21 protein-coding genes and 1 tRNA gene are annotated in these 24520 nt (G+C 73.1%); 12 read left to right on the top strand and 10 right to left on the bottom strand.

What is annotated here, in order from left to right; translation table 11 throughout:
* Positions 1 to 46: 46 nt before the first annotated feature.
* A tRNA-Gln gene (locus tag AB0F58_RS28455) sits at positions 47 to 117 on the bottom strand.
* Positions 118 to 498: 381 nt separating this feature from the next.
* On the opposite strand from AB0F58_RS28455, the gene AB0F58_RS28450 reads away from it, so the two are divergent.
* Positions 499 to 1218, top strand: a complete 720-nt coding sequence (locus tag AB0F58_RS28450; RefSeq protein ID WP_357149417.1) for a TetR/AcrR family transcriptional regulator — start codon at positions 499 to 501, stop codon at positions 1216 to 1218.
* Positions 1219 to 1279: 61 nt separating this feature from the next.
* Here the strand turns inward: AB0F58_RS28450 and AB0F58_RS28445 are convergent, their stop codons facing one another.
* From AB0F58_RS28445 to AB0F58_RS28420, 6 genes are all read right to left on the bottom strand, one after another.
* Complete coding sequence (locus AB0F58_RS28445; RefSeq protein ID WP_357149414.1) at positions 1280 to 1750, bottom strand: DUF4383 domain-containing protein; 471 nt, start codon at positions 1748 to 1750, stop codon at positions 1280 to 1282.
* A gap of 98 nt (positions 1751 to 1848) precedes the next feature.
* Positions 1849 to 2304: a DUF4383 domain-containing protein gene (locus AB0F58_RS28440; protein ID WP_357149412.1), complete on the bottom strand. Its 456-nt coding sequence runs from the start codon at positions 2302 to 2304 to the stop codon at positions 1849 to 1851.
* 113 nt (positions 2305 to 2417) lie between these two features.
* Complete coding sequence (locus tag AB0F58_RS28435; RefSeq protein ID WP_357149410.1) at positions 2418 to 4220, bottom strand: ABC-F family ATP-binding cassette domain-containing protein; 1803 nt, start codon at positions 4218 to 4220, stop codon at positions 2418 to 2420.
* 131 nt (positions 4221 to 4351) lie between these two features.
* The gene (locus tag AB0F58_RS28430; protein ID WP_357149407.1) at positions 4352 to 5302 is read right to left on the bottom strand and encodes a 4-(cytidine 5'-diphospho)-2-C-methyl-D-erythritol kinase; all 951 of its coding nucleotides are present in this window, start codon (positions 5300 to 5302) and stop codon (positions 4352 to 4354) included.
* A 147-nt stretch (positions 5303 to 5449) separates the two neighbouring features.
* Positions 5450 to 6322 (bottom strand): 16S rRNA (adenine(1518)-N(6)/adenine(1519)-N(6))-dimethyltransferase RsmA, encoded by an 873-nt coding sequence (rsmA, locus tag AB0F58_RS28425; RefSeq protein WP_357149404.1) that lies wholly within the window; start codon positions 6320 to 6322, stop codon positions 5450 to 5452.
* A gap of 59 nt (positions 6323 to 6381) precedes the next feature.
* Complete coding sequence (locus AB0F58_RS28420) at positions 6382 to 7269, bottom strand: TatD family hydrolase (protein WP_357149401.1); 888 nt, start codon at positions 7267 to 7269, stop codon at positions 6382 to 6384.
* Positions 7270 to 7364: 95 nt separating this feature from the next.
* Here AB0F58_RS28420 and AB0F58_RS28415 point away from each other — a divergent pair, with 95 nt between their 5' ends.
* Entirely contained in the window at positions 7365 to 8606 is a 1242-nt protein-coding gene (locus AB0F58_RS28415; protein WP_357149398.1) for a hypothetical protein, read from the top strand.
* Positions 8607 to 8718: 112 nt separating this feature from the next.
* Positions 8719 to 9570, top strand: coding sequence for an alpha/beta hydrolase (locus tag AB0F58_RS28410; RefSeq protein WP_357149395.1), 852 nt, complete (start codon positions 8719 to 8721; stop codon positions 9568 to 9570).
* 161 nt (positions 9571 to 9731) lie between these two features.
* Here the strand turns inward: AB0F58_RS28410 and metG are convergent, their stop codons facing one another.
* A complete protein-coding gene (gene metG / locus AB0F58_RS28405) occupies positions 9732 to 11534 on the bottom strand; it encodes a methionine--tRNA ligase (protein ID WP_357149392.1) in 1803 nt (600 codons plus the stop codon).
* A 170-nt stretch (positions 11535 to 11704) separates the two neighbouring features.
* On the opposite strand from metG, the gene AB0F58_RS28400 reads away from it, so the two are divergent.
* The 5 genes from AB0F58_RS28400 (at position 11705) to AB0F58_RS28380 (ending at position 17950) form a co-directional block, all read left to right on the top strand.
* Entirely contained in the window at positions 11705 to 12820 is a 1116-nt protein-coding gene (locus tag AB0F58_RS28400) for a hypothetical protein (protein ID WP_357149389.1), read from the top strand.
* Positions 12821 to 12943: 123 nt separating this feature from the next.
* Entirely contained in the window at positions 12944 to 14704 is a 1761-nt protein-coding gene (locus AB0F58_RS28395; RefSeq protein WP_357149386.1) for a phospholipid carrier-dependent glycosyltransferase, read from the top strand.
* A 430-nt stretch (positions 14705 to 15134) separates the two neighbouring features.
* Positions 15135 to 15788 (top strand): HNH endonuclease family protein, encoded by a 654-nt coding sequence (locus tag AB0F58_RS28390; RefSeq protein WP_357149383.1) that lies wholly within the window; start codon positions 15135 to 15137, stop codon positions 15786 to 15788.
* Positions 15789 to 15976: 188 nt separating this feature from the next.
* Positions 15977 to 16639, top strand: coding sequence for a 4'-phosphopantetheinyl transferase superfamily protein (locus AB0F58_RS28385; protein WP_357149380.1), 663 nt, complete (start codon positions 15977 to 15979; stop codon positions 16637 to 16639).
* A 183-nt stretch (positions 16640 to 16822) separates the two neighbouring features.
* A complete protein-coding gene (locus AB0F58_RS28380; protein WP_357149377.1) occupies positions 16823 to 17950 on the top strand; it encodes a hypothetical protein in 1128 nt (375 codons plus the stop codon).
* A gap of 108 nt (positions 17951 to 18058) precedes the next feature.
* Here AB0F58_RS28380 and AB0F58_RS28375 read toward each other — a convergent pair whose 3' ends face one another.
* Entirely contained in the window at positions 18059 to 18460 is a 402-nt protein-coding gene (locus AB0F58_RS28375) for a hypothetical protein (RefSeq protein WP_357149374.1), read from the bottom strand.
* 362 nt (positions 18461 to 18822) lie between these two features.
* On the opposite strand from AB0F58_RS28375, the gene AB0F58_RS28370 reads away from it, so the two are divergent.
* From AB0F58_RS28370 to AB0F58_RS28360, 3 genes are all read left to right on the top strand, one after another.
* Positions 18823 to 20040 carry a S8 family peptidase gene (locus tag AB0F58_RS28370; RefSeq protein WP_357149371.1) on the top strand — a complete coding sequence of 406 codons (1218 nt, stop codon included), beginning with the start codon at positions 18823 to 18825 and terminating at the stop codon, positions 20038 to 20040.
* 98 nt (positions 20041 to 20138) lie between these two features.
* Entirely contained in the window at positions 20139 to 21395 is a 1257-nt protein-coding gene (locus AB0F58_RS28365) for a S8 family peptidase (RefSeq protein ID WP_357149368.1), read from the top strand.
* Between the two features lie 79 nt (positions 21396 to 21474).
* Entirely contained in the window at positions 21475 to 22716 is a 1242-nt protein-coding gene (locus tag AB0F58_RS28360) for a S8 family peptidase (protein ID WP_357149365.1), read from the top strand.
* 153 nt (positions 22717 to 22869) lie between these two features.
* Here the strand turns inward: AB0F58_RS28360 and AB0F58_RS28355 are convergent, their stop codons facing one another.
* Positions 22870 to 23751: a LysR family transcriptional regulator gene (locus tag AB0F58_RS28355; RefSeq protein ID WP_357149442.1), complete on the bottom strand. Its 882-nt coding sequence runs from the start codon at positions 23749 to 23751 to the stop codon at positions 22870 to 22872.
* Positions 23752 to 24111: 360 nt separating this feature from the next.
* On the opposite strand from AB0F58_RS28355, the gene AB0F58_RS28350 reads away from it, so the two are divergent.
* Positions 24112 to 24507 carry a VOC family protein gene (locus AB0F58_RS28350; protein ID WP_357149362.1) on the top strand — a complete coding sequence of 132 codons (396 nt, stop codon included), beginning with the start codon at positions 24112 to 24114 and terminating at the stop codon, positions 24505 to 24507.
* Positions 24508 to 24520: the final 13 nt, after the last annotated feature.

The raw sequence follows: 24520 nt of genomic DNA, 5'->3' as shown, positions 1-24520 counted from the left end.
AGTCTGCGGCCATGCTAACCACGCATCAACCACTCATGTGTACAAGCTCCCGGGAGAGGACTCGAACCCCTACAATCAGGACCAAAACCTGACGTCCTGCCATTAGACGACCCGGGAAGGTCTAAAGCGGACAAAAGTCCGTGGCCGCAACGCTCCCTACACCTTAGCGCCCCGGCTCCGGATGCTCATCGTTCATTGCCACCCGATTCCGATCTTCCGCCTCGGCCGCCCGGCCCCCGACCGCCGACGCCCGACCGCCCGGGGAGCGGTGCACCGCGCGGTGCCCTCTGCCGGCAGCGGACGGCGTCACCGGGTGACAGCCGGCAGCGGAGGCGGGTTCGGGCAGCCCGGGGGCACCCCCGACGGGCACCGCCGGGGTACGGTCGGGTCTTCCAGGACCGTGATCCGGACGGATGTCAGCGGGGCGGGCGCGTGAGCACGCACAGCGGAGGGTCCGTTCCACGACAGGGCGTCACCGAGCGTCCGCGAGGTGGTGACATGGCCAGCGTCCCCGACGGCGACGGCGGTGCGGCCCGGCGACAGCCGCCCGCGGTCAGGGCGTCGAGGGCGCGGGCCGTCCCGGCGCCGGCGACGAAACCGACCTCCCGGGTACGGATGCCCGCGGCCCAGCGCCGCGAGCAGCTCATCTCGATCGCGCGGCAGACCTTCGCGGAGCGGGGGTTCGACGCCACCTCGATAGAGGAGGTCGCCGCCCGCGCGAAGGTGTCCAAGCCGGTGGTCTACGAACACTTCGGCGGCAAGGAGGGCCTGTACGCGGTGGTGGTGGACCGGGAGGTCACCGCCCTGCTGGACCGGATCACCACCGCGCTGACCGCCGGGCACCCCCGTGAGCTGCTGGAACAGGCGGCAATGGCACTGCTCGGCTACATCGAGGAGGACGCCAGCGGCTTCCGGGTGCTGGTCCGGGAGTCGCCGCTGCTCTCCGCCACGGGCACCTTCAGCAGCGTGCTCAACGACGTCGCGCACCAGGTGGAGCACATCCTCGGCGCCGAGTTCAAGAGCCGGGGGTACGACCCGAAGCTGGCGGAGCTGTACTCCCAGGCGCTGGTGGGCATGGTGGTGCTGACCGGCCGCTGGTGGCTGGAGGTGCGCAAACCGCGCAAGGAGACGGTGGCCGCGCACCTGGTCAACCTCGCCTGGAACGGTCTGTCCCACCTGGAGGCGAAGCCGGGGATGATCACCGTCCACGGCCGGTGAGAGCGCCGTCCGCCGCCCCTCCCGACCGCTGACGGACCGCCCGCGCGTACGGGGCGATTGCTCAGCGGGGCCGGCTGATGGCGTGGTTGCGCTGGCGCTGTTCGTCCTCGGCGCGCTCCGGCGGACCGACCTTGTCGTAGAGACCGGTGGCGAGGAGCAGCAGCCCGAAGATCATCGAGACGACGACCGTGGACATCGAGAAGTTCAGGATGTTCGCGCCGGTCTGGAGCACGCTCATCATCAGCATGCCGGTGACCATGAAGATCGTCCCGGCGGCGAGGTTCATGTAGTGCCCGAGGTTGCTCCGGCGGGACGCGCCGACCAGCAGCACGACGCCGAAGAGCACCGAGGCCAGCGAGAAGGCCGGGTTGGTACGGAGTCCGAGGGCCCAGTGGCTGCCCCGGTCGAAGAGGGGCAACCCCCAGGTCTGCACGACGCCCCAGACGCCGAAGACCAGGATGTAGAGGCCGACCAGGGCGGCGAAGGCCCGGTAGAGCGGGCGCGCAGGATGGTTGACCGGGAAGTGCGGCATGACACCCTCCTCCGAATCCGGGAGCAATCTCTGCGGATTGTCACCCGGATCCGGGGAGGGTGTCCGACGAACCGCCGAGGCCGGCGCCGGAATCGCGCTCAGAGCAGCAGACGGGCGTCCTGCCAGGCCTTGTGGTCCTCCTCGGTGCCGACCTTGCCGTACATGCCGACCATCAGCAGGACCAGCCCGAGGAGCATGGTCACGACCACGGTGGCGATGGTGAAGTTCAGGATGTTGACGTCGGTCTGGAGGAAGGCCAGCTCGAAGAGGCTGAGCGCCATCAGTCCGTACGCCGTCCACTGGTTGATCGCCACGTCGCGGTTGCGGCCGAGCGCGGTGCCGGCCAGCACGACCGCGCCGATCACGATGGCGAGCAGGGAGAATCCGAGATTCGCCCCCTGGCCGAGGACCTTGGTGTCATCCTGGGCGAAGAGTTCGTCGCCCATGGTGGTGACGACGCCGAGGACACCGAAGACCACCAGGTACAGACCGGTCAGCCCGCCGATCGCCCGGTAGATCGGCCGCGCGGGGTGGTTCACGGGGGTGTGGGCCATGTCTGAGTCTCCAACGCCGGTTGGTTGAGGGGTTCGCGAATGATTCTCCCGCATACGGTGTGGTGACGCCGCAACGGACCCCGGCTTTGTGACGGTGGGCGGGCCGACCGTGGTCAGCTCTCCGGAATCTCCTCGGCGAGGGCGAGCCACGACTCCTCGGTCCGCTCCCGCTCCGCGCGTACCTCCTTGAGCTGGGCGTCGAGGTCGGCGACCCGGGCGTAGTCGGTGGCGTTCGCGGCGAGCTGGTCGAGCAGGGCGGCCTCCTTCTGCTCCAGCTTGCCGACCTGCCGCTCCAGCCGGGCGAGTTCCTTGCGGGCCTGCCGGGCCCCGGCGGCGGACATGCCGGTGGCGGCGGACGCGGCGGGCGTCGCGGGACCGGTCACGACCGGCGTCGGGGCGCTCCGCCCGGCGGCGCGGGCGAGGTACTCGTCGACGCCGCCGGGCAGGTGCACCAGCCGGCCGTCGCCGAACATCCCGTAGACCACGTCGGTGACCCGCTCGACGAGGTAGCGGTCGTGGCTGGCCACCACGACCGTGCCGGGCCAGGAGTCGAGCAGGTCCTCCAGGGACGCCAGGGTGTCGGTGTCCAGGTCGTTGGTGGGCTCGTCGAAGAGGAGCACGTTGGGCTCCCCGGCGAGCAGGCGGAGCATCTGGAGCCGCCGTCGCTCGCCACCGGAGAGGTCCCCGACCGGGGTCCAGAGCCGGCGGTCGTCGAAGCCGAACGTCTCGGCGAGCTGGGCGGCGGAGAGTTCCCGGTCGCCGAGCTGCACCCGGCGGGCGACCTCCTCGACGGCCTCCAGGACCCGCAGGTGGCCCGGGAGTTCGGCCAGCTCCTGTGAGAGGAACGCCGGTCGGACGGTGGAGCCGGTGACCAGGCGACCGCCGTCCGGCCGGGTCACCCCGGCGAGCATCCGCAGCAGGGTCGTCTTGCCGGCCCCGTTCGCGCCGAGGATGGCGATCCGGTCGCCGGGGCCGACCTGCCAGGTGACGTCGTGCAGGATCTCCTTCGGGCCGGCGTGCAGGGTGACCTGCTCCAGGTCGTACACCTGCTTGCCGAGCCGGGCGGTGGCGAGCCGTTGCAGCGACATGGTGTCGCGCGCCGGCGGCACGTCGGCGATCAGCGCGTTGGCGGCGTCGATCCGGAACCGGGGCTTGGAGGTCCGGGCCGGCGGGCCCCGCCGCAGCCAGGCGATCTCCTTGCGGAGCAGGTTCTGCCGGCGGGCCTCGGTGGCCGCCGCGACCCGCTCCCGCTCGGCGCGGGCCAGGGTCCAGGCGGCGAAGCCACCCTCGTAGGCGCGGACGGCCTGGTCGGCGACCTCCCAGGTGGCGGTGCATACCGCGTCGAGGAACCACCGGTCGTGGGTGACCACCACCAGCGCGCCCTTCCGGCCGAGCAGGTGCCTCGCCAGCCAGTCGACCCCGCCGACGTCGAGGTGGTTCGTGGGCTCGTCGAGGATCAGCAGGTCACTCTCGCGGACCAGCAGCGCGGCGAGGGCCACCCGGCGGCGCTCCCCACCCGACATCGGGCCGACCGGCTGGTCGAGGCCGAGGTGGGGCATGCCGAGGCCGTCGAGGATGGCCCGGACCCCGGCGTCGCCGGCCCACTCGTGCTCCGCGCCCATGCTCTCGTCGAGCCAGGCGGTGCCGAGGACGACGTCCCGCACGGTGGCGTCCGGGGCCAGCGTCAGGGTCTGCGGCAACCAGGCGACCCGCAGGTCGCGGCGGTGGGTGACCCGGCCGTCGTCCGGCTCCTCCTGCCGGGTCAACATCCGCAGCAGGGTGGACTTGCCGGCTCCGTTGAGGCCGACCACGCCGATCCGGTCGCCGTCGTCGAGTCCGAGCGAGACGTCGGTGAGCAGTGGCCCGGCGGCGCCGTACCCCTTGGACACGCGGTCCAGGTTGACGATGTTGGCCACTCCCCCACCTCTCATGATCAAGGCGTCCGGATGCCGGAGGGGCACCACGGGACGCCGGCCCCAAGCCTAGCCGCCCGGACCGCCGCGCCCCGACACGAGATCGACTCCGCCCCGGGCCCGGGGCGTGGGGGTCAGCAGATGCGGGCGCCGGCGACCGGGCCGTGGGCGGGACGGGCCTGGCGGCACACCCCGGCGACGGCCAGTTCCCCCGCGATCCGTTCCGCGTCGTCGGCGTTCCTGGCCAGGAAGACACAGGTAGGACCGGATCCGGAGACGAGGCCGGCGAGCGCGCCGGCGGCCTCCCCGGCGCGGAGCGTGGCGGCCAGTGCCGGCCGCATGGACAGGGCGGCGGCCTGGAGGTCGTTGCCGAGCACGGCGGCGAGCACGGCCGGGTCCCGCTGGCGCAGGGCGGCGAGGAGCGGGTCCGTGCTGCCGATCGGTGCGGGCGCGTCGCCGGTGTCGCGGAGCCGGTCGAGTTCCCGGTACGCCTCGGGCGTGGAGAGGCCACCGTCGGCGATCGCCACCACCCAGTGCCAGGAGGTAGGGCGGACCAGGACGGGGCTGACCGCCTCGCCCCGGCCGGTGCCCAGCGCGGTGCCGCCGTGGACGAGGAACGGCACGTCGGAGCCGAGTCCGGCGGCGATCGTGGCGAGGTCGTCGCGGGACAGCCCGGTACCCCAGAGCGCGTCACAGGCGACCAGGGTCGCGGCGGCGTCGGCGCTCCCCCCGGCCAGCCCGCCCGCGAGCGGGATCTGCTTGCGCAGGTGCAGCCGGGCGTGGGCGGGGCGGCCGGTCTGCTCGGCCAACGCCCGAGCGGCCCGGATCACCAGGTTGGAGTCGTCCAGGGCCAGCTCCCCGGCCCCTTCGCCCTCCATGGTGAGGGTGAGGGTGTCGCCCCGACGGGCGGTCAGCTCGTCGTGGATCGAGATGGCGTGGTAGACGGTGTTCAGCTCGTGGTAACCGTCGGCACGCAGCGGCCCGACCCCGAGATGAAGGTTGATCTTGGCCGGTACCCGGACCCGGACCGGGCCGCTGGCCCCCCGCTGCTGGTCGTCCCCGTCCGGTCGCCACGCCCCGGTCACCGGGTGACGTCCCGGACGCGCAGGCGGATGTCGAACGGCTTCTCCACGATCAACTCCTCGGCGAAGTCGGCGGCCGGCCCGTGGCGGGCCCCCGACCAGGTCGTCGGTACCCGAGTCCGCCTGACGGAGGCGGACTCGCGCGTCAGCCTACTGTGCGGGCGGCGTACCGGCGGGAGCCGACGCGGCGATCGCGGCGAACTGCGCCACCGTCAGCTGCTCGCCCCGGGCACCCGGATCCACACCGGCGGCGGTGAGCGCCGCCGCCGCCCGGTCCGCACCCTGCGCCCAGCCGGCCAGGGCGGCCCGCAGGGTCTTGCGACGCTGGGCGAACGCCGCGTCCACCACGGCGAAGACCCGGGCCCGGGACACGTCGGGCCGGGGCGGCTCGTGCCGGGTGAAGGCGACCAGACCGGAGTCGACGTTCGGAACCGGCCAGAACACGTTCGGCGGGACGCGACCGGCCGACCGGGCGGACGCGTACCAGGCGAGCTTGACCGAGGGGATGCCGTACACCCGGGAGCCGGGGCCGGCGACCAGCCGGTCGGCGACCTCCTTCTGCACCATCACCAGGCCGCTGCGGAGGCTGGGCAGCTCGGCGAGGAGATGCAGCACCACCGGCACCGCCACGTTGTAGGGCAGGTTGGCCACCAGCGCGGTCGGCGCCGGATCGGCCAGCTCGGCGGCGGTGACCCGCAGCGCGTCGGCACGGTGCACGGTGAGCCGGGCGGCGGCCGGGCCGGCGAACCGGGCGGCGGTCTCCGGCAACGCCCCGGCCAGCGTGGGATCGATCTCCACGGCGTGCACGTGCGCCACGGCCGGCAGCAGCCCGAGGGTGAGCGACCCGAGCCCGGGGCCGACCTCCAGGGCCACGTCGTCCGGGGTGAGGCCGGCGGCGGTCACGATGCGGCGCACCGTGTTCGGGTCGTGCACGAAGTTCTGGCCGAGCTTCTTGGTCGGTGCCACGCCCAGTCGGGCGGCCAGATCCCGGATCTCCGCCGGGCCGAGCAGGTCTACGGCCATGGCCCCACACCCTACGTCGCCCGCCGCCCACCCCCCGGCGGGGTGGTGGGCTCGCGGACTCACCGCCACGGGCCGAAGACCCGTTCCCCGTTCGCCGACAGGTGTGCGCAGAGGTCGTCCAGGTCGGTCCCGCTGGTGGCGGCCAACGCGCGGACGGTCAACGGGACCAGGTAGGAGGCGTTCGGCCGCCCTCGGTGCGGCATCGGGGTCAGGTACGGCGCGTCCGTCTCCACCAGCAGCTGCTCCGGTGGGGTCAGCGCGGCGGCCTCCCGCAGCGCCTGGGCGCTGGCGAAGGTGACCGTGCCGGCGAAGCTGAGCAGGTACCCCCGACGCACGCACTCGGCGGCGAACTCCGCGTCGCCGGAGAAGCAGTGCAGGACCACCGTGTCCGGCGCGCCCTCGTCGTCGAGCACCCGCAGCACGTCGGCGTGCGCGTCCCGGTCGTGGATGACCAGGGGCTTGGCGTACCGCTTGGCGATGGCGACGTGCGCCCGGAAGCTCTCCTCCTGCGCGACGCGCCCCTCCTCCCCGGTCCGGAAGAAGTCCATTCCGGTCTCGCCGACGCCACGGACCCGGTCCCGGGCGGCGAGCGCCTCGATCCGGCGCAGCGCCTCGTCCAGGTCGGCCAGGCGGGGGGCCTCGTTGGGGTGCAGGGCGACGGTGGCGACCACCGCCGGATAGCGGTCGGCGACGTCGGCGCCCCAGCCGGAGGAGTCGACGTCCACGCCGACCTGGACCAGCCGGTCGACGCCCACCGCGGCGGCCACCTCGATCACCGCGGCGACCGGATCGTCGGCGGGGCCGCCGGGCGTACCGGCCTCGCTGACCGTGATGTCCAGGTGGGTGTGGCTGTCCGGGACGGGGTGGGGCAGCGGCTCCGGGGCGGGCGGGAACTCACCGGCCCGGCGGGCGGCACGCTGGCGGCGGGATTCGGTCGGCTCACTCATCGCCGATGAGCATCACACACCGGCGGCGACCAGCGTCCCCCACCCGCAATCCCCCGTTCATCCCTGCGGTGCCCAGGGCGTTTACCGTTCGGCCGGTGAGTGCCCCCACCCAGACCGGCGACGCCGCCCCGCCACGGGTCGGCCCGCGCGTGACGTACCGGGGGACGGCGTACCCGGCGGAGGAGATCGCCCGGGGCGCCGCGTACGAGATCTTCAGCGGGGTGGAGCGGCCCGGCTTCGAGTGGGCGCCCCGCCCCGGCGCGCCCCTGCCGTGGCGGCGGTTCGTGCACGCGACCGAGGTGACCGCCGTGCACGACGGACCGGGGCAGGCGGAGGAGGAACCGGACGCGCCCCTGCTGGTGCCGTTGCACCGGGACCGGACCTGGTCGCAGGTCCAGCAGCTCACCCAGCAGCCGTCCGCCGCCGAGGACCCGGTGCTCGCCACGCTGCGCGCCTCGGCCGTCGTCCGTCGGGGCACCCGGATGGTGAAGGTGCTCTCCGCCCGCCAGCTCACCGCCCACGTACGGGGCCTGCTGCCGCACGGCTTCTGTCACCGTGAGCACGACGTGGCGCACCTGCGCACCCCGTCGGCGCTGGCGGTGCTCCGCACCGACGGCGGTCCCGCCCAGGACGTGATCTACGCGCTGCGCTGGCGCGCCGTCGACCCGGCCGACTACGACATGCCCAGCGGCGCGGCGCACCGGGGCCTGGTGGAGCTGGCGTCCACGGACCGGATCGGTGCGGCGGTGCTCGGCACCGGGTTCGCGCCGAGCAGCACCCAGGTGGTCCCGGAGTTCGTCACCCGCGACTTCGCCGACCTGCCGATGCCGGCGAACGCCACCCTGGTCGCCTACCCGGCGGAGGGGGTGGAGGTGGTGCTCTACGCCTACCAGGCGGAGCAACGGGGCTGGCTGCGGATGGTCGGGCCGCGCTGGCGGCACCTGCTCGCCACGGTGCCCGACCTCTCCCCCGACCAGGAGTACCTGCCGATCGCCGAGCCGGCCGCGTCGACCCGGCTGGTCGGCGGCTACGCCGGCGGTGAGTACGAGGCGGTGGCCGACCTGCCCGGCGGATTCCGGGTGCAGGCGTTGACCCGCTCCGCCCGCTATCCGGTGGAGTCGGTGGCCCGGCGGCTGCGGTACGCCCGGTGGCGTGACGCGGCCTGCGTGGTGCTGCGGGAGGAGACCGGCTGGCTGCGGCTGCGGCTGTGCCGGCCGGGTCCGGAGGCGGTGGCGGCCACCGGCGCGCAGTGCCACGAGCGGGGCGTCTACGAGACCTGGGCCCCGGCCGCCGACGTCGCCGACGACCGGGTCGTCGACCTGCCGTACGCCCTCTGAGGCCCTGCCGCCGGTCACGGACCCGCCCACCGGGGCGGCGGCACGCGGTGCATAACCCCGGGCGGTACGGGAAGACGCCGACGTCAGACCGTCACGTCTCGGGGGAGGCCGCATGCCCTTCATCACCGTCAGCTCGGAGAACTCCGGGCCCATCGACATCTACTACGAGGACCACGGCGCCGGGCAACCGGTGGTGCTCATCCACGGCTTCCCGTTCAACGGCGCGACCTGGGAGAAACAGACCATCGCCCTGCTGAACGCCGGCTACCGCGTGATCACGTACGACCGGCGGGGTTTCGGCAACTCCGGGCAGCCGACCTTCGGGTACGACTACGACACGCTCGCCACGGACCTGAAGATGCTGATGGACCAGCTCGACCTGCGCGACGCGGTGCTGGTGGGGCACTCGATGGGCACCGGCGAGGTCACCCGCTACCTCGGCGCGTACGGGTCGGACCGGGTGAGCCGGGCGGTGCTGCTGGCCCCGCTCGCGCCGTTCCTGCTCAAGACGGCGGACAACCCGGAGGGCGTCGAGCAGAAGCTCTTCGACGGCTTCAAGCAGGCGATCGCCGCCGACCGGTTCGCCTTCCTGACCAGCTTCTGCGACAGCTTCTTCAACTACCAGCAGAACAGGGGCAAGCTGGTCAGCGAGGAGGCGTACCGGGCGCACTGGCAGATCGGCGCACAGGCGTCGGCGAAGGGGACCCTGGACTGCGTGGACGCCTGGTTGACCGACTTCCGCGCCGACCTGCCCCGGATCGACGTACCGGTGCTGATCGTGCAGGGCGACGCGGACGCCGTGCTGCCGTTCCCGGCCACCGGCCAACGGCTGGCGTCGATGCTGCCGGAGAGCACCCTGGTCACGTTGCGCGGCGCGCCGCACGGCATCCCGTGGACCCACGCCGAGCAGGTCAACCGGGCGATGATCGAGTTCATCGGCACCCGGGCGATGGCGCACGCCTGACCCGACCGATCCACCCGGCCGGGGCGCTGACCCGCCGCCCGACGTCCGTCCCGGCCGGGGCACCGCCGCTCGACGTGGGGCCCGGCCGCTGGCGGTGTGCCGGGCTCTCGGCGTCGTCGCCCGTTGCCCCCGGGACCACCGGCCCCGGGGGCGTTCGGCGGTCAGCCGCCGAGACGGGCCAGTTCCTCGTCGACGATCGACGGGTCGAGCTTGCGGAAGACCGGCTTCGGCGCGGCCAACGGCCGGCCCGCCTCCAGCGGTACGGACTCCCAGCGCGTGCCCTGCGTGTAGTCACCGGTCAGCACCGGGTACGCCGGCCCGCCGTCGAGGTCGTCCACCTCGACGACGGACGGCATCGGGGCGTGTACACCGGTGCCGCCGAGCAGCTCGTGCACCTTCTGCGCGGAGTGCGGCAGGAACGGGGTGAGCAGCGTGTTGGCGTCGCTGACCACCTGGAGGGCGACGTGCAGGATGGTGCCCATCCGGGGCTTGTCGTCCGCCCCCTTGAGCTTCCACGGGGCCTGGTCGGAGAGGTACCGGTTGGCCTCGGCGACCACCTTCATCGCCTCGCCGATGGCCTGCTTCTGCCGGTGCCGGGCGATCAGGTCGCCGACCGTGTCGAAGCCGGCGCGGGCCACCGCGAGCAGCGCCTCGTCGGCCTCGGTGAGCCCGGCCGGGTCGACCGGCGGGACCGCGCCGAAGTTCTTCGCCGCCATCGAGATCGACCGGTTGACCAGGTTGCCCCAACCGGCGACCAGTTCGTCGTTGTTGCGGCGGAGGAACTCGGCCCAGGTGAAGTCGGTGTCGTTGTTCTCCGGGCCGGCGACGGCGATGAAGTAGCGCAGCGCGTCCGCGTCGTACCGTTCGAGGAAGTCCCGGACGTAGATGACGACCCGGCGGGACGAGGAGAACTTCCGCCCCTCCATGGTCAGGAACTCGCTGGAGACGACCTCGGTGGGCAGGTTGAGACGCCCGAGCGCGCCGGGCTCGCCGTCCTTCGCCCCCTCCCCGGAGTAGCCGGAGAGCAGCGCCGGCCAGATCACCGAGTGGAAGACGATGTTGTCCTTGCCCATGAAGTAGTAGGCGCGGGCGTCCTTCCCCTCGGCGTCGGTGGACCACCACTTCCGCCACGCCTCCGGGTCGCCGGAGCGGCGGGCCCACTCGATCGAGGCGGAGAGGTAGCCGATGACCGCGTCGAACCAGACGTAGATGCGCTTGTCGGGACGCTCCCGCCAGCCGTCGAGCGGAATCGGCACCCCCCACTCCAGGTCGCGGGTGATGGCCCGGGGCTGGAGGTCGTCGAGGAGGTTCCTGGAGAAGCGCAGCACGTTGGGCCGCCAGCCCTCCCGGCTGTCCAGCCACTGCCGCAGCACGTCGGCGAGGGCCGGTAGGTCGAGGAAGAAGTGCTCGGTCTCGACGAACTGCGGGGTCTCACCGTTGATCTTCGACTTGGGGTCGATCAGGTCGACCGGGTCGAGCTGGTTGCCGCAGTTGTCGCACTGGTCGCCCCGGGCGCTGTCGTACCCGCAGATCGGGCAGGTGCCCTCGATGTACCGGTCGGGGAGGGTGCGCCCGGTGGACGGGGAGATCGCGCCCATGGTGACCTTCGGGACGATGTACCCGTTGCGGTGCATCCCCTCGAAGAGTTCCTGCACCACGGCGTAGTGGTTGCGGGTGGTGGTCCGGGTGAAGAGGTCGTACGACAGCCCGAGGCCGTGCAGGTCCTCGACGATCACCCGGTTGTACCGGTCGGCGAGGTCGCGGGCGGTGACGCCCTCCGCGTCGGCCTGCACCTGGATCGGCGTGCCGTGCTCGTCGGTGCCGGAGACCATGAGCACGTCGTGGCCGGCCATCCGCATGTACCGGGCGAAGACGTCGGAGGGGACGCCGAAACCGGAGACGTGGCCGATGTGGCGCGGACCGTTGGCGTACGGCCAGGCTACCGCCGCAAGTACGTGACTCATGACCAGCAAGCCTAGTGACCACCGGGAACCGACCGCGAACCAATAGGCCGTACCGGCTGGGCGATCCGCCCGGGTCGACCGGACCACCGCCGCACTCCCTGTCCGCTTTGTCGCCGACACGCGGTGTGAGCTGCGTGTTCACCACGACTAATCGGTGTCCAATGAACGTCGTGACTGGCAGAGGAGCCGCCCGCGAGCACGAGCAGCCACCCCCCGGTCGCGCCGTCGGTGCACCCGGGCCCCCCACCCCCGACCGCGCCGACGACGACCCCGGGTCGCCACCTGCCGACCCCGCCGATCCGGCGGCCGGCGGTACGTCCGGCGACCGACAACCACACCAACTCCCCGGTCGACGGGCTCCGGGCGGCGGCGTACCTCCGCGCCCCCGGCCGCATCCCCGGGAGGATCCGGCCCCGGACCAGCCGCCGCACGGACCGGAGCGGACCGAGGCCGGGGACGTCCCCGACCCGACCGCCGGCGCACCGGACGCCCCACCCACCGGGGCCGGGACGACGACCGGCGCGGTGACGCTGACGGCGGCGACCGGGGTGGAACCCACCACCGGGGCTCCGGTCGGGGCGGTGCCGCACCGGGTACCGATCCGCCAGCACCTCGACGTGCCGCGTCCGGACGGGTCCGACGACGACGGCGTCGACGGGAGCGACTTCTGGCTGCCGATCGAGGAGGTGCACTGGGACGGCACCCCGATCCGGGTCGAGCAGTCGATCGACGACGGACGCGCGGCGTCGGCCGTCCGGGCCCGCGACCGGCTCCGGACGAGACCCCGGGTGGTCCGCCAGCGGGATCCCCTGCCCGGCCTGGCGGGGCTGCTCGGCCTCAGCCTCCTCGCGGCCTTCTTCGCCTGGGTGAGCGCGGAGCCGTTCTGGCTGGCCGTGGGGCACGGCACGACCGGCACGGTGGTGGGCGAGTGCACCGGTGACGGCCTGGCCCAGCGGTGCCGGGGCACCTTCGCCGCCGCCGACGGCCGATTCGTCGCCCACGGCGTCCGCATCGGCGGGATCGACACGGACGGCCAGCGGGCCGCGACGGCGGTGCCGGCCCGGATGACCGGGCCGGACGGCGCCACGGCGTACGCGGACGGCGGCGGCACCCTGCACCTGCGCTGGCTGCTCGGATTCGGCCTGGTGGCGGCGTGCGCGGCCGGGATTCCCCGGGTGACCGGTACGGCCGGACTGACCGGACGACGGGCCCGCCGGTGGGCGATCACGGCAGCCGCCGGCGGCCCGCTGGTGGTGACCGTGGGCTTCCTGGTCACCGCGTTCTGAACCATGTGTCCGGCACGGCACCGCGCACCGCCCGAGCCGCCGCCCGTCGCCCGACCGGGCGGGGCCCGTCTCCGGCGGTCCGCCCCCGGGTCAGCGGAAAACTCATCGACAAACGTCCCGGTAATGGAGACAAGGCCTCCACCGGGGACCCGCGCGGCCTACGATTCCGACGTGACCCAGGCGTCGACAGCGCAGAGCGCGAGCGAAGGCCAGCCGGAGAGTGGCCCGGCGGAGCGGACGGACGACTCCGCGGAGCGGCCCGCAGCCGTCCCGCCCGGTGCCGCCGGAGGTGGCCGGCTGCCGGAGTTCGTCCGTCGCCGGCTGGCCACGGTCGACAACCGGCTGGACGGGCGTTCCTGGCTCGCCACGGCCGTGGTGGTGGCGATCGCGGGGATCCTGCGGCTGGTCGGGCTCGGCGACATCAAGGGCAAGATCTTCGACGAGACCTACTACGCCCGGGAAGGCTGGGCTCTGGTCGAACACGGCGTCGAGTGGAACTTCAAGGACAACGGCCCGTCGTACGTGGTCCACCCGCCACTCGGCAAGTGGCTGATCGGGCTCGGCGAGTGGGCCTTCGGCTACCAGGACACCGAGCACAACATCTCGGTACCGGGCCACCTGTTGACCACGAGCCCGGAGTTCGGCTGGCGGATCTCCGCCGCCGTCATCGGCACGCTCTCCGTCCTGCTGCTGGTGCGGATCGGCCGGCGGATGTTCCGGTCCACCGCGCTCGGCTGCGCCGCCGGCCTGCTGCTCGCCCTGGACGGCTTCCACCTGGTGCTCTCCCGCACCGCCCTGCTCGACATCTTCCTGCTCTTCTTCGTCCTCGCCGCGTTCGGGGCGCTGGTGCTGGACCGGGACGCACGACGGCAGCGGTGGGCCACCGCGATCGACGCCGGCCTCGACCCGTCCCGCCCCGGCCGGGCCGGTCGGCCCCCGTTCACCGTCCCCTGGTGGCGGCTGGCCGCCGGGGTGCTGCTGGGGTGCGCGATCGGGGTCAAGTGGAGCGCCCTCTACTTCGTGCCCGTCTTCGCGCTCCTGGTGGTCCTGTGGGAGGTCGGGGCCCGCCGGTCGGTAGGGGCCCGTCGCCCGTGGCGGGACGCCCTCCTCGACGAGTTGCCCTGGCTGGTGCTGGCCGGGGTCGCGATGCTCCTCACCTACCTCGCCACCTGGTCGGGCTGGTTCCTCTCCGACGACGGTTACTACCGCGTCGCGGCGCGCTACCCGAACACCCCCGGGCTGAGCGACACCCCGGTCCTCGGCGCGTTGCAGAACCTGTACACGTACCACCGGGCGGCGTTCGACTTCCACACCGGGCTGAGCACCCCGCACAAGTACCAGTCCTGGCCGTGGCAGTGGCTGCTGCTCGGCCGTCCGGTGGCGTTCCACTGGTCGGGTGAGGGCAACTGCGGCGCGCCGAGCTGCGCCAGCGAGATCCTGCTGCTCGGCACCCCGCTGCTCTGGTGGTCGTTCCTGCCGGCGTTGGCCGCCGTGGTCTGGCTGGGCATCGCCCGGCGGGACTGGCGGGCCGGGGCGATCCTGCTCGGTGCGGCGGGCGGGCTGCTGCCGTGGTTCTGGTTCGCCCTCGACGGACGCGTGATGTTCTCCTTCTACGCCGCACCGGCCCTGCCGTTCCTGGTGCTGGCGGTGGTCTACGTGCTCGGCGCGATCGTCTCGCCCGCCGAGGCGCGCGCGCCGGCTCCGCCGGGATCGCCCGCCGCCCAGGAGGCGTACGACCGGCGGCTGTTCGGCGGCGTGGTCGCGGGGGCGTACGTGCTGCTCGTGGCGATCTGCTTCGCCTACTTCCACCCGGTCTTCGTCGGCACGTTGCTCCCCTACGCCGACTGGTCGGCGCGGATGTGGCTGGACGGCCGCTGGATCTGACCACCGCCCGTGCCCGCTGTGCGGGTGGCAGGGGCTCCTCGCAGGGCAGGAACCACCTGTAGGGGCCTCTGCCACCACCCGGGTGGGGTGGGCACAACGAAGCGCGCCCCGATCGCCTGCCACGGGGGAAGCGGGCGATTGGGGCGCGCAAGAGAGAGCTTAACCACCCCTGGTTCATCGACACAACGGGTGCGCCCGGTTCAGATTCCCGGTCCCCGCCCGGCCGGACAAATAGTTTACATCCGTCACATAACGGTCCGTGGTCCGGCGTGGACGAAGCGGCTCGCCGGCACCGGTCAGCCATCGTCACACCCCTATCCCGCGCCGGGCGATGTATTGATAATTTTCTCTATCAGTTCACGCGGTCGGGGATCCGTGGAGATCTTCGGCACGTCGAATGACGGCAAGACCGCAATCGGATGGAGATGTCGTGAACCGCACCCTTCGTTGGCTCGGTGGCCTGTCCGCCGCCGTCGCCGTCGCCTCCCTCGGCCTCACCGCCCCCGCCCAGGCGGCCACCGTGTCGGTGCCCCTGCGCACCCTCGTCGCCGACCTCCCCGTCGCCAGTGAGAACCGCACCGGCTACTCGCGGGACCTCTTCCCGCACTGGACCGACGCCGACGGCGACGGCTGCAACACCCGGTACGAGGTCCTGATCGCCGAGGCCACCACCCGCCCGTCGGTCGGCTCGGGGTGTCAGCTCTCCGGTGGCCGCTGGTTCTCCTACTACGACGGAGCGACCTGGACCAACCCAGCCGACCTGGACATCGACCACATGGTGGCGCTGGCCGAGGCCTGGGACTCCGGGGCCCGGAACTGGACCACCTCCCGCCGCCAGTCCTTCGCCAACGACCTGGGGGACGTCCGTTCCCTGGTCGCCGTCACGGACAACGTCAACCAGGCCAAGGGCGACCAGGACCCGGCGAGCTGGCTGCCGACCCGCGAGCGGTGCCGGTACGTCACCGAGTGGGCCGCGGTGAAGACCCGCTGGCGGCTGAGCGTGGACACCGCCGAGAAGAACGCCCTCACCAGCCAGGCCGCCTCCTGCTCGAACAGCCTGGTCACCGTCACGCACGCCTTCTGAACCCCGACGTCCGCCGTCCCGCCGGGCGGAGTTCCGCCCGGCGGGACGGCGGGGGCGGGTGGTCGGCACCCGGGAGCAACGCGACAATGAGCCGGGCGTCGATGTCCGGCCCGGTCCGCCGCCGGTACCGTGGGACCGGCTCGACGTCGACGTCGCCCGGCTGCGGTCGTACCTGAAGGGGGAGCCTGATGCGTGACCTGCTGCCACCGCCGGTCGTCGTGGTCGTGGCGGGACCGGCGGACTTCACCGGTGAGCTGCTCGACGCCGAGCGGGCCTGCCTCGGCGAACGCGCGGTGGAGAGCCGCCGGCGCGACTTCACCGCCGGCCGGGTGTGTGCCCGGCGGGCGATCGCCGCCCTCGGGCTCGATCCGGTACCGGTGCCGTCGGCCGCCGACCGGTCGCCGGCCTGGCCGGCGGACGTGGTCGGCACCATCACCCACACCAGGGGCTACTGCGCCGCCGCCGTGGCCCGCGCCGACGAGATCCGGTCGGTCGGCATGGACGCCGAGCAGCACAAGATCCTCGACGCCGGGGTGCGCCGGCTGATCCTCCGGCCGGAGGACGTGGCGCACTGCGAGCGGCTGCCGGCCGGCGTCTCCTGGCCCGCGCTGGTCTTCAGCGCCAAGGAGACCGTCTACAAGGTCTGGCACCCGGTGGTCGGCACCTGGCTCGACTTCCAGGACGCGTGGATCGAGATCGACCCGGACGCCGGGACCTGGGTGGCCCACGTCTCGCCGGCGAAGGTCGAGGCGGCCCGGGAGAAGACCACCGACCCGCCCGGTCTGATCACCGGCCGGTTCACTGTGGACGGCGGCCTGGTCCGCACCGCCGCCGTGCTGCCGCACCGCTGACCGACCCGGTCCGCCGAGCGCGGCCGGACCCGGGACGGGGTCCCGGACGGCACGGGTCGGTCAGGCCGAACGAACGATCCGTTCAGCCGACGACCGCCGGGGCGGGGCAGGGAAGGATGGTTCGGTGCGTCGGCGCACCCGGTAGAGCGCGCCGAGCCCTGACCCTCTGCATCCGGGAGCACCGTGAGTCACCCCCCAGGCCCGCCGCAGGATCCCTTCCCGGGCCCGCCCCAGGATCCCTTCCAGCCGGACCCTGATCCGTACGCGTACTCCGATCCGCCGTACTACCCGGATCCGACAGCTGAGCCGTCGCCGTACCCGCCGGCCGGGTCGGCGTACCCCGGCCACCCCCGGGAGCAGACCACGCCGGTGCCCCCGTACCCGACCAGCGGAGCGCCCGACGCGGGGTACCCGCCGGTCTCCGGGGCACCCGGCTACCCGCCACCCGGCTCGGGCGGCCCCGGCTACCCGCCACCCGGCTCCGGCGGGCCCGGCTACCCGCCACCGGTCTCCGGGGCGCCCGGCTACCCGGGAGCGCCGGGGCACCCACCGGCCTCCGGCGTGCCCTACCCGCAGGGGCCGACGCCGATGGCGTCGTACCCGCCCGGTCCCACCGGCCCGTACCCCGGCCTGCCCCTGCCGCCGTCGACCGCCTCCGGCGGCGGCGGCGGCAAGAGCACCGCGCTGATCGTGGTCCTCGTCACGGTCGTCCTCGTCATGCTCTGCTGCGTCGGGGGCGTCGTCGTCGTGCTGGCCAGCGACGACAGCGCCGACCAGGCCTCCGGCCTCGGGCGGGCATCGACGCCGGGGAACTCCTCCGCTCCGCTGGTCCGGCCGACCGAGGACCAGCCGTTCGGCGCGGCCGCCCCGACCACCGCCGCTCCGCAGCCGAGCAACAGCGGCAAGGACGGCGAGACCTTCAACATGAAGGTCGGCGACACGTTGGTGATCACCGACGACGAGGGCACCGTCGAGATCATGATCAGCCGTTTCACCACCTCGAACAAGGGTTGCCGGTCCTTCGCGCCCGATCCGGACGAGGGGATGTACCTGATCGCCGACGTGTCCGTCCGGGTCACCAAGGGCACCGCCTCGGTCAACCCGTTCTACTTCGAGTGGGTCGGCCAGGACGGCAAGACCGCCAACGGGCTGGTCGGCGCGCTCTCCGGCTGCGGCACCCCGCTCTCCTCCGGGGTGAACCTGCGGACCGGCAGCAAGCGCAGCGGCACCGTCGTCTTCGACGTGGCCGACAAGAAGGGCGTGGTCGAGTACCAGCACAACTTCGAGGCCGCCGGCTCCTGGAAGCCCTGACCGCCGTCATTCGTCGGGGCCGGTCCGCCGTGGCGGACCGGCCCCGACGTCTGTCCGCCCCGGGCACCTGACCGGCCCGGTCCCGCCGCACCCTCGGGATCGCGGCCGTCAGGCCGGGGAGCGGCGCGCGGTGCCCCGGCCGAGCAGCGCCGCGACCGCCGTGCCGGCGGCCGATCCCAGCGCCATCAGGGCCGCGCCGATCGGCCAGAAGCCCGGCTCGGGGCCGGTGACGGCGCTGACGACGAACGCCAGGGTGAGCGCGGTCGGGATCGCCACCAGCGCCGCGACCACCTGACGCCGACGGCCCGCCACGAACGCCAGCGCTGCCACCACCAGGGCCAGGCCGACCACCTGCCACGCCTCGTACGGCCCGGTCTCGGCACCCGTCACCGGATTGAGATCCTTCTCCCGGTCCCAGCCCAGCAACGCCAGGTAGGCCAGGGCGGTGGCGGCGCCGAGCGCCACCGTCCAGAGCACCGGCCGGGCCGGGCCACGCGACTTCTCGTCCATGCGATCCACCCTGCCGATCATGCGCCGAACACGAGCAGAGTACGCATACCCGGTCGCGACCGTGCCATCACGGAGGAACGCTCGCGAGGTCGCGATGGACTCCGAGGTGGGCGGGCGTCGTGTCCCGATACGCCGACCGGCGTTCTGATACATCGGGGCTGGTTCTCTGGCACCCAGCGACAAAAAGACGCCTGACGATACGTCGGCTGTTCTTCCGCCCCCATCCACCTCGATAGATTTCGGAAACCCATCCGGGTCTTCCCACTCGGCCAGCGAGTGTCGGACCGGCCTGGGCAGAAGGAGGCCTGGAGATGGATGTCCCGCGCAGGACTGCCGGCACCCCGTCCCGGCGGCGAGGACGGGTGACCGCGACCGTCATCGCCGCCACCACGCTGGTCGCCGCCGTCCTCGCCACTCCGGCCGCCGCGGCGCCCGGGTCCGACCGGGCCCCGGGCCCCGTCGGGCGGATCCTGGGCGCCGACGGGCCGACCACCGTGCCGAACAGTTTCGTCGTCGTCCTGAAGGACAGCGCGGTCGGCGGCCCGGCCGGCACCCGGCAGTCCGCCGTGTCCACACTGGCCGCCGACGTGGCGCACCGATTCGGTGTCCGACCCGACCAGGTGTGGGGCGACGCGCTCAACGGCTTCTCCGTCCGCGCCCCGGAGGCCGTCGCCCGCCGGATCGCCGCCCACCCGGCCGTGGCCTACGTCGAGGCCGACCAGACCGTCCGGGCGGCCAACCAGTCGAACGCCCCGTGGCACCTGGACCGGCTCGACGCGTACTCCGGTCTGGACACCACCTACACCTTCCAGAGCCGGGGCACCGGCGTCCGGGCATACGTCATCGACAGCGGCATCCGGATCACCCACCAGGAGTTCGGCGGCCAGGCCCAGTACGGCTACGACGCGACCGACGGCACGCTGCCCGCCGACGACTGCGCCGGGCACGGCACCCACGTGGCCGCCACCATCGGCGGCACCACCTACGGGGCGGCGAAGGACGTCGTCCTGATCGCGGTCAAGGTCCTCAACTGCGCGGGCAGCGGCACCATCTCCGGCGTGCTCACCGGGATCAACTGGGTGCTCGCCAACAACGTGCCCTCGGGTCCGCCCGCCGTGGCGAACGTCGGGGTGACGAGCGGTCCGAACACCTCGTTGAACACGGCGGTGGCGAACCTGGTCACCGACGGGATCGTGGTCACGGTGCCGGCGGGCAACTCGAACGTCAACGCCTGCACCGTCTCGCCGGCGTCGGTGCCGTCCGTCCTCACCGTCGGCGCCACCCAGACCAACGACAGCCGGGCCTCCTTCTCGAACTGGGGCAGCTGCCTGGACCTCTTCGCCCCCGGCGTGAACGTCCTGTCGGCCACGCACACGTCGAACACGGCCGTCACGCCCCTGAGCGGGACGTCCCACGCCTCCCCGGCGGTGGCGGGGATCGCCGCGCGGGTGCGCGGCACCAACCCGACCTGGACCCCGGCCCAGGTGCACGCCTACGTGGCCAGCGTCGCCGTTCCGGTCGTCACCAACCAGGGCACCGGCTCGCCCAACCTCCTCCTGCACATGTCGCCGCTGCTCTGACGGCACGTGTCACACCGGTGCCGAGCCGGCCGAACGCACCACCGTCACGCACCACCGTCAGGAGTACCGCAACGACCCGAGCAGAAGGAGGTCCGGACATGACACCGTCCCGCAGGTCCACCGCACGTCTCCGCCGAGGTGCCCTGGCGGTCGTGGCGGTCCTCGCGGCCGGCACACTGGTCGCCGCCGCCCTGACCACCCCGGCCACCGCCGGTCCGGTAGCCACGTCGACCGTCGGCCAGATCATCGGTGCCGACCGCCCCACCGCCATCCCCGGCAGCTACCTCGTCGTCCTCAAGGACAGCGCCGTCGGCGGCCCGGCCGGCACCCGGAAATCCACCGTCACCCGCCTCGCCACCGACATCACCCACCGGTTCGGCGTACGACCCGACCACGTCTGGGGCGACGCCCTCAACGGCTTCTCCGTCCGCACCACCGACACCATCGCCCGCCGCATCGCCACCCACCCCGCCGTCGCCCACGTCGAAGCCGACCAGAGCGTCCAGCCGGCCAGCGTCACCCAGTTCAACGCGCCGTGGAACCTCGACCGGCTCGACCAGTACTCCGGTCTCGACAGCACCTACACGTACGAGAGCGACGGCAGCGGGGTCCGGGCGTACGTCATCGACAGCGGCATCCGGATCACCCACCAGGACTTCGGCGGCCAGGCCGAGTTCGGCTGGGGTGTCGGCGGCTACGTGCCGAACTGTCACAGCCCTCAGGCCACCCACATCGCCGCCACCATCGGCGGCACCACCTTCGGAGTGGCCAAGGACGTCGTCGTGGTCGACGTACGGATCACCCCCTGCACCGGTGGTGGTGGCGGCCTGCCCGACCTGATCAACGGCATCAGCTGGGTGGTCGCCAACCACCTGCCCGGAGCGCCCGCGGTCGCCAACCTCTCGTTGATCGGCGCCCTCAACCCGTCGGTCAACACGGCGGTGGCGAACCTGATCGCCGACGGCATCACGGTGGTCGTGCCGGCGGGCAACTCCAACGCCAACGCCTGCAGCTACTCCCCGGCCTCGCTGACGACCGCCATCACCGTCGGCGCCACCCAGTCGAACGACAGCCGGGCCAGCTTCTCCAACTACGGCACCTGCCTGGACCTCTTCGCCCCCGGCGTGTCCGTCATGTCGGCCTCGAACGCCTCGAACACCGCCGTCGCCACCCTGAGCGGCACCGCGCAGTCCACCGGGAACGTGGCCGGGGCCGCCGCCCGGGTGCTCGAAGCCAACCCCACCTGGACGCCCGCGCAGGTGCACACCTACCTGACCAGCACCGCCAACCCGGTGGTGACCGGCGCCGGCACCGGCTCGCCCGCCCGGCTCCTCCATCTCTCGCCCCTGCTCTGACCGCCCTGACCGAGCCGGTCCGTCGACCCCCGCGCGGCGGTCGACGGACCGGGCAGAGAGGAACCCGGACATGCAACCCATGAGCGGAGCACCATCCGTCCGTCGTCGACCCGGCGTGGTGGCCGTCGCCGTTCTCGCCGCCGGCACGCTGGTCGCCGCCGGCCTGATCACCCCGGCCGGCGCCACCACCGGATCCGCATCGGCCGTCGGCCGGATCCTCGGCGCGGACAGTCCGACCGCCATCCCCGACAGCTACATCGTCGTGCTGAAGGACAGCGCCGTCGGCGGCCCGGCCGGCACCCGGAAACCCACCGTCACCCGCCTCGCCACCGAGGTGACCGACCGATTCGGCGTACGACCCGACCACGTCTGGGGCGACGCCCTCAACGGCTTCTCCGTCCGCACCACGGAGACGATCGCCCGGAGGATCGCCGCCCACCCCGCCGTCGCCCACGTCGAGGCCGACCAGACGGTCGAACCGGCCACCACCCAAGCCAACGCCCCCTGGAACCTGGACCGCCTCGACGCGTACTCCGGCCTGGACACCACCTACAGCTACCAGAGTCAGGGCAGCGGGGTCCGGGCGTACGTCCTCGACGGCGGCATCCGGACCAGCCACCTGGAGTTCGGCGGTCAGGCCTACTTCGGCTGGGGCATCGGTGGTTACCCGACGAGCTGCCACAGCCTGCACGCCACCCACATCGCCGGCACCATCAGCGGCACCACGTACGGAGTGGCCAAGGGGGTCGTCGTGGTCGACGTGCGAGTGACCGGTTGCACCGGCACGGGGACCTGGACGGACCTGATCAACGGTGTCAACTGGGTGGCCGCCGACCACCTGCCCGGCGCACAGGCGGTCGCCAACATCTCGCTGACCGGCAGCCTGAGCGCCGCGGTGAACGCGGCAGTGGCGAACCTGGTCGCCGACGGCGTGACGACGGTGGTGGCAGCCGGCAACGCCAACGCCAACGCCTGCAACTACTCCCCGGCCTCGGTACCGACCGCGATCACCGTGGGAACGACCATGGCGAACGACACCCGGGCCACCTTCTCCAACTACGGCCCCTGCCTGGACCTCTTCGCCCCCGGCGCGACCATCGTGTCGGCCTCCAACGCCTCGGACACCGCCGTCGCGACCCTGAGCGGCACCTCGCAGTCCACCGGGCACGCCTCCGGGGCCGCCGCCCGGGTGCTCGAAGCCAACCCCACCTGGACGCCGGCCCAGGTGCACGGCTACCTGACCAGCACCGCCAACCCGGTCGTGATCAACCCCGGCACCGGCTCACCCAACCAGTTCCTGCACGTCTCGCCCCTGCTCTGACCGCCCGGACCGAGCCGGTCCGTCGACCCCCGCACGGCGGTCGACGGACCGGGCAGGAAGGAACCCGGGCGTGGTCAACCAGGGTAGCGGCTCAGCAGACCGTCTCGCGTACCTGTCGCCGACGTACTGGAGGACTCGCGTCGCCCCGGCGCGTCAGGCCGCCTCGTCGGCCCGGCGCGCCGGGTTGGCGTCCGTGGCGGCCCGGACGAACTCCCGGACCCGGGCCGTCGTGTTGCTCTCCAGCCAGACCAGGCCACGGTGGATCGGCGGCGCGTCGTGGATCGGCACGTACGCCACGTCGGGACGCGGGTTGTACCGGCGGGTGTGCTCACCCACCGGCAGGACGCCCCGGCCCAACGCCACCAGGGAGATCATCTCCGCGAAGGTCCGGCCCGCCGGCCCCTTCGGCACCGGCCGTCCCGACGGGGTCCGGTCCGGGGTACGGTCGCGCTTGAAGGCGGCTGAGGTGACCGCCGGGTACTGGATCACCGGGTGGTCGGCCAGCACCTCCAGGGAGACCGACTCCGCCCCGCTCAGCGGGTGGCCGGCGGGGACGGCCAGCAGTCGACGCTCCGCCAACAGCGGCGGACCGCACGCCATCCCGTCGAACGGGAACGAGGCGATGAGCAGGTCGACCGAGCCGTCCACCAGGCTGGCCCGGGAGTTCGCCAACTGCGCCTCGTGCACCTCGACCGCGCACTCCGGATGACGCTGCGCGAAGAGGGTCACCGCCCGGAGCAGGGTCGGTGCCGTCCACTCGCCCAGGAACGCCACCCGCAGCCGTCCGGTGACCCCCCGACCGGCTTCCACGGCCCGACGTACCGCCTCGGTCATGCCCGCGACCAACGGAGCCAGGTCGTCCGCCAGCTGCCGGCCGATCGGGGTGAGCCGGACGACGCGGCTGGTCCGGGCGAAGAGCGGTGCGCCGATCCGGCGTTCCAGCTTCCGGACCACCTGGCTGATCCGTCCGGTGGTGACCCGCAGGCGTTCGGCGGTCCGGCCGAAGTGCAGCTCCTCGGCGAGGGTCAGGAACATCTCGATCTCGTGCCGCTCCAGCGGCAACCCGTTCGGGCTGGCCGGGTCCGGCCCCGCACCGCCCGGTGCCGCTCCGCCGTCGACGCCCATCACCCACCTTTCGTTGACTCTCGCTAAACGATCGTAGCGTGATCGGCTCTTGGTCCCTCGCCCGTCAGGGCGAACAGTGGAACGCGTCGACCCGCCGACCCCGGACCGGTCCGCCGCAGGCTCGCGGACCGTCCCCGCCCGGAACGGAACCCCGCCATGGACCACACCGCCCCCGACCACGCGGCAGCAGCACCGACATCGGCTCCGGCCGGGTCGCCGACCGGCTCCGACCGAACCACGACCCGGGCACCGGAGCGCACCGTGCTCCGCGTGACGGCCTTCGACCACCTGGTGCTCCGCGTCACCGACGTGGAACGCGCCCTGGACTTCTACTGCGGGCGGCTCGGGCTGGAGCCGGTCCGGGTCGCCGAGTGGCGGGAGGGCAGCGCCCCGTTCCCGTCGGTCCGGGTCGCCGCGACCACCATCATCGACCTGGTACGCGGCGACGGCACCGCGCCGCTCGACCACCTCTGCCTGGTGGTGGAACCGCTCGACTGGCAGAGCGTGGTCGACTCCGGCCGGTTCGACGTCGTCGACGGCCCCGGCCCCCGGTTCGGCGCGCGGGGCACCGGTGAGTCGCTCTACGTCCGCGACCCGGACGGCAACACCGTCGAACTGCGCTGGTACCCCCGGGAGGGTGCCCCCGCCGAGCAGTCAGCCGGCTGACCGGGACCGGCAC

This window comes from Micromonospora sp. NPDC023956 (assembly GCF_040639195.1).
In the GTDB taxonomy this organism is placed as follows: Bacteria; Actinomycetota; Actinomycetes; order Mycobacteriales; family Micromonosporaceae; genus Micromonospora.
The sequence above is the reverse complement of the archived record's forward strand: the minus strand, read 5'-3'. Positions and strand labels throughout refer to the sequence as shown.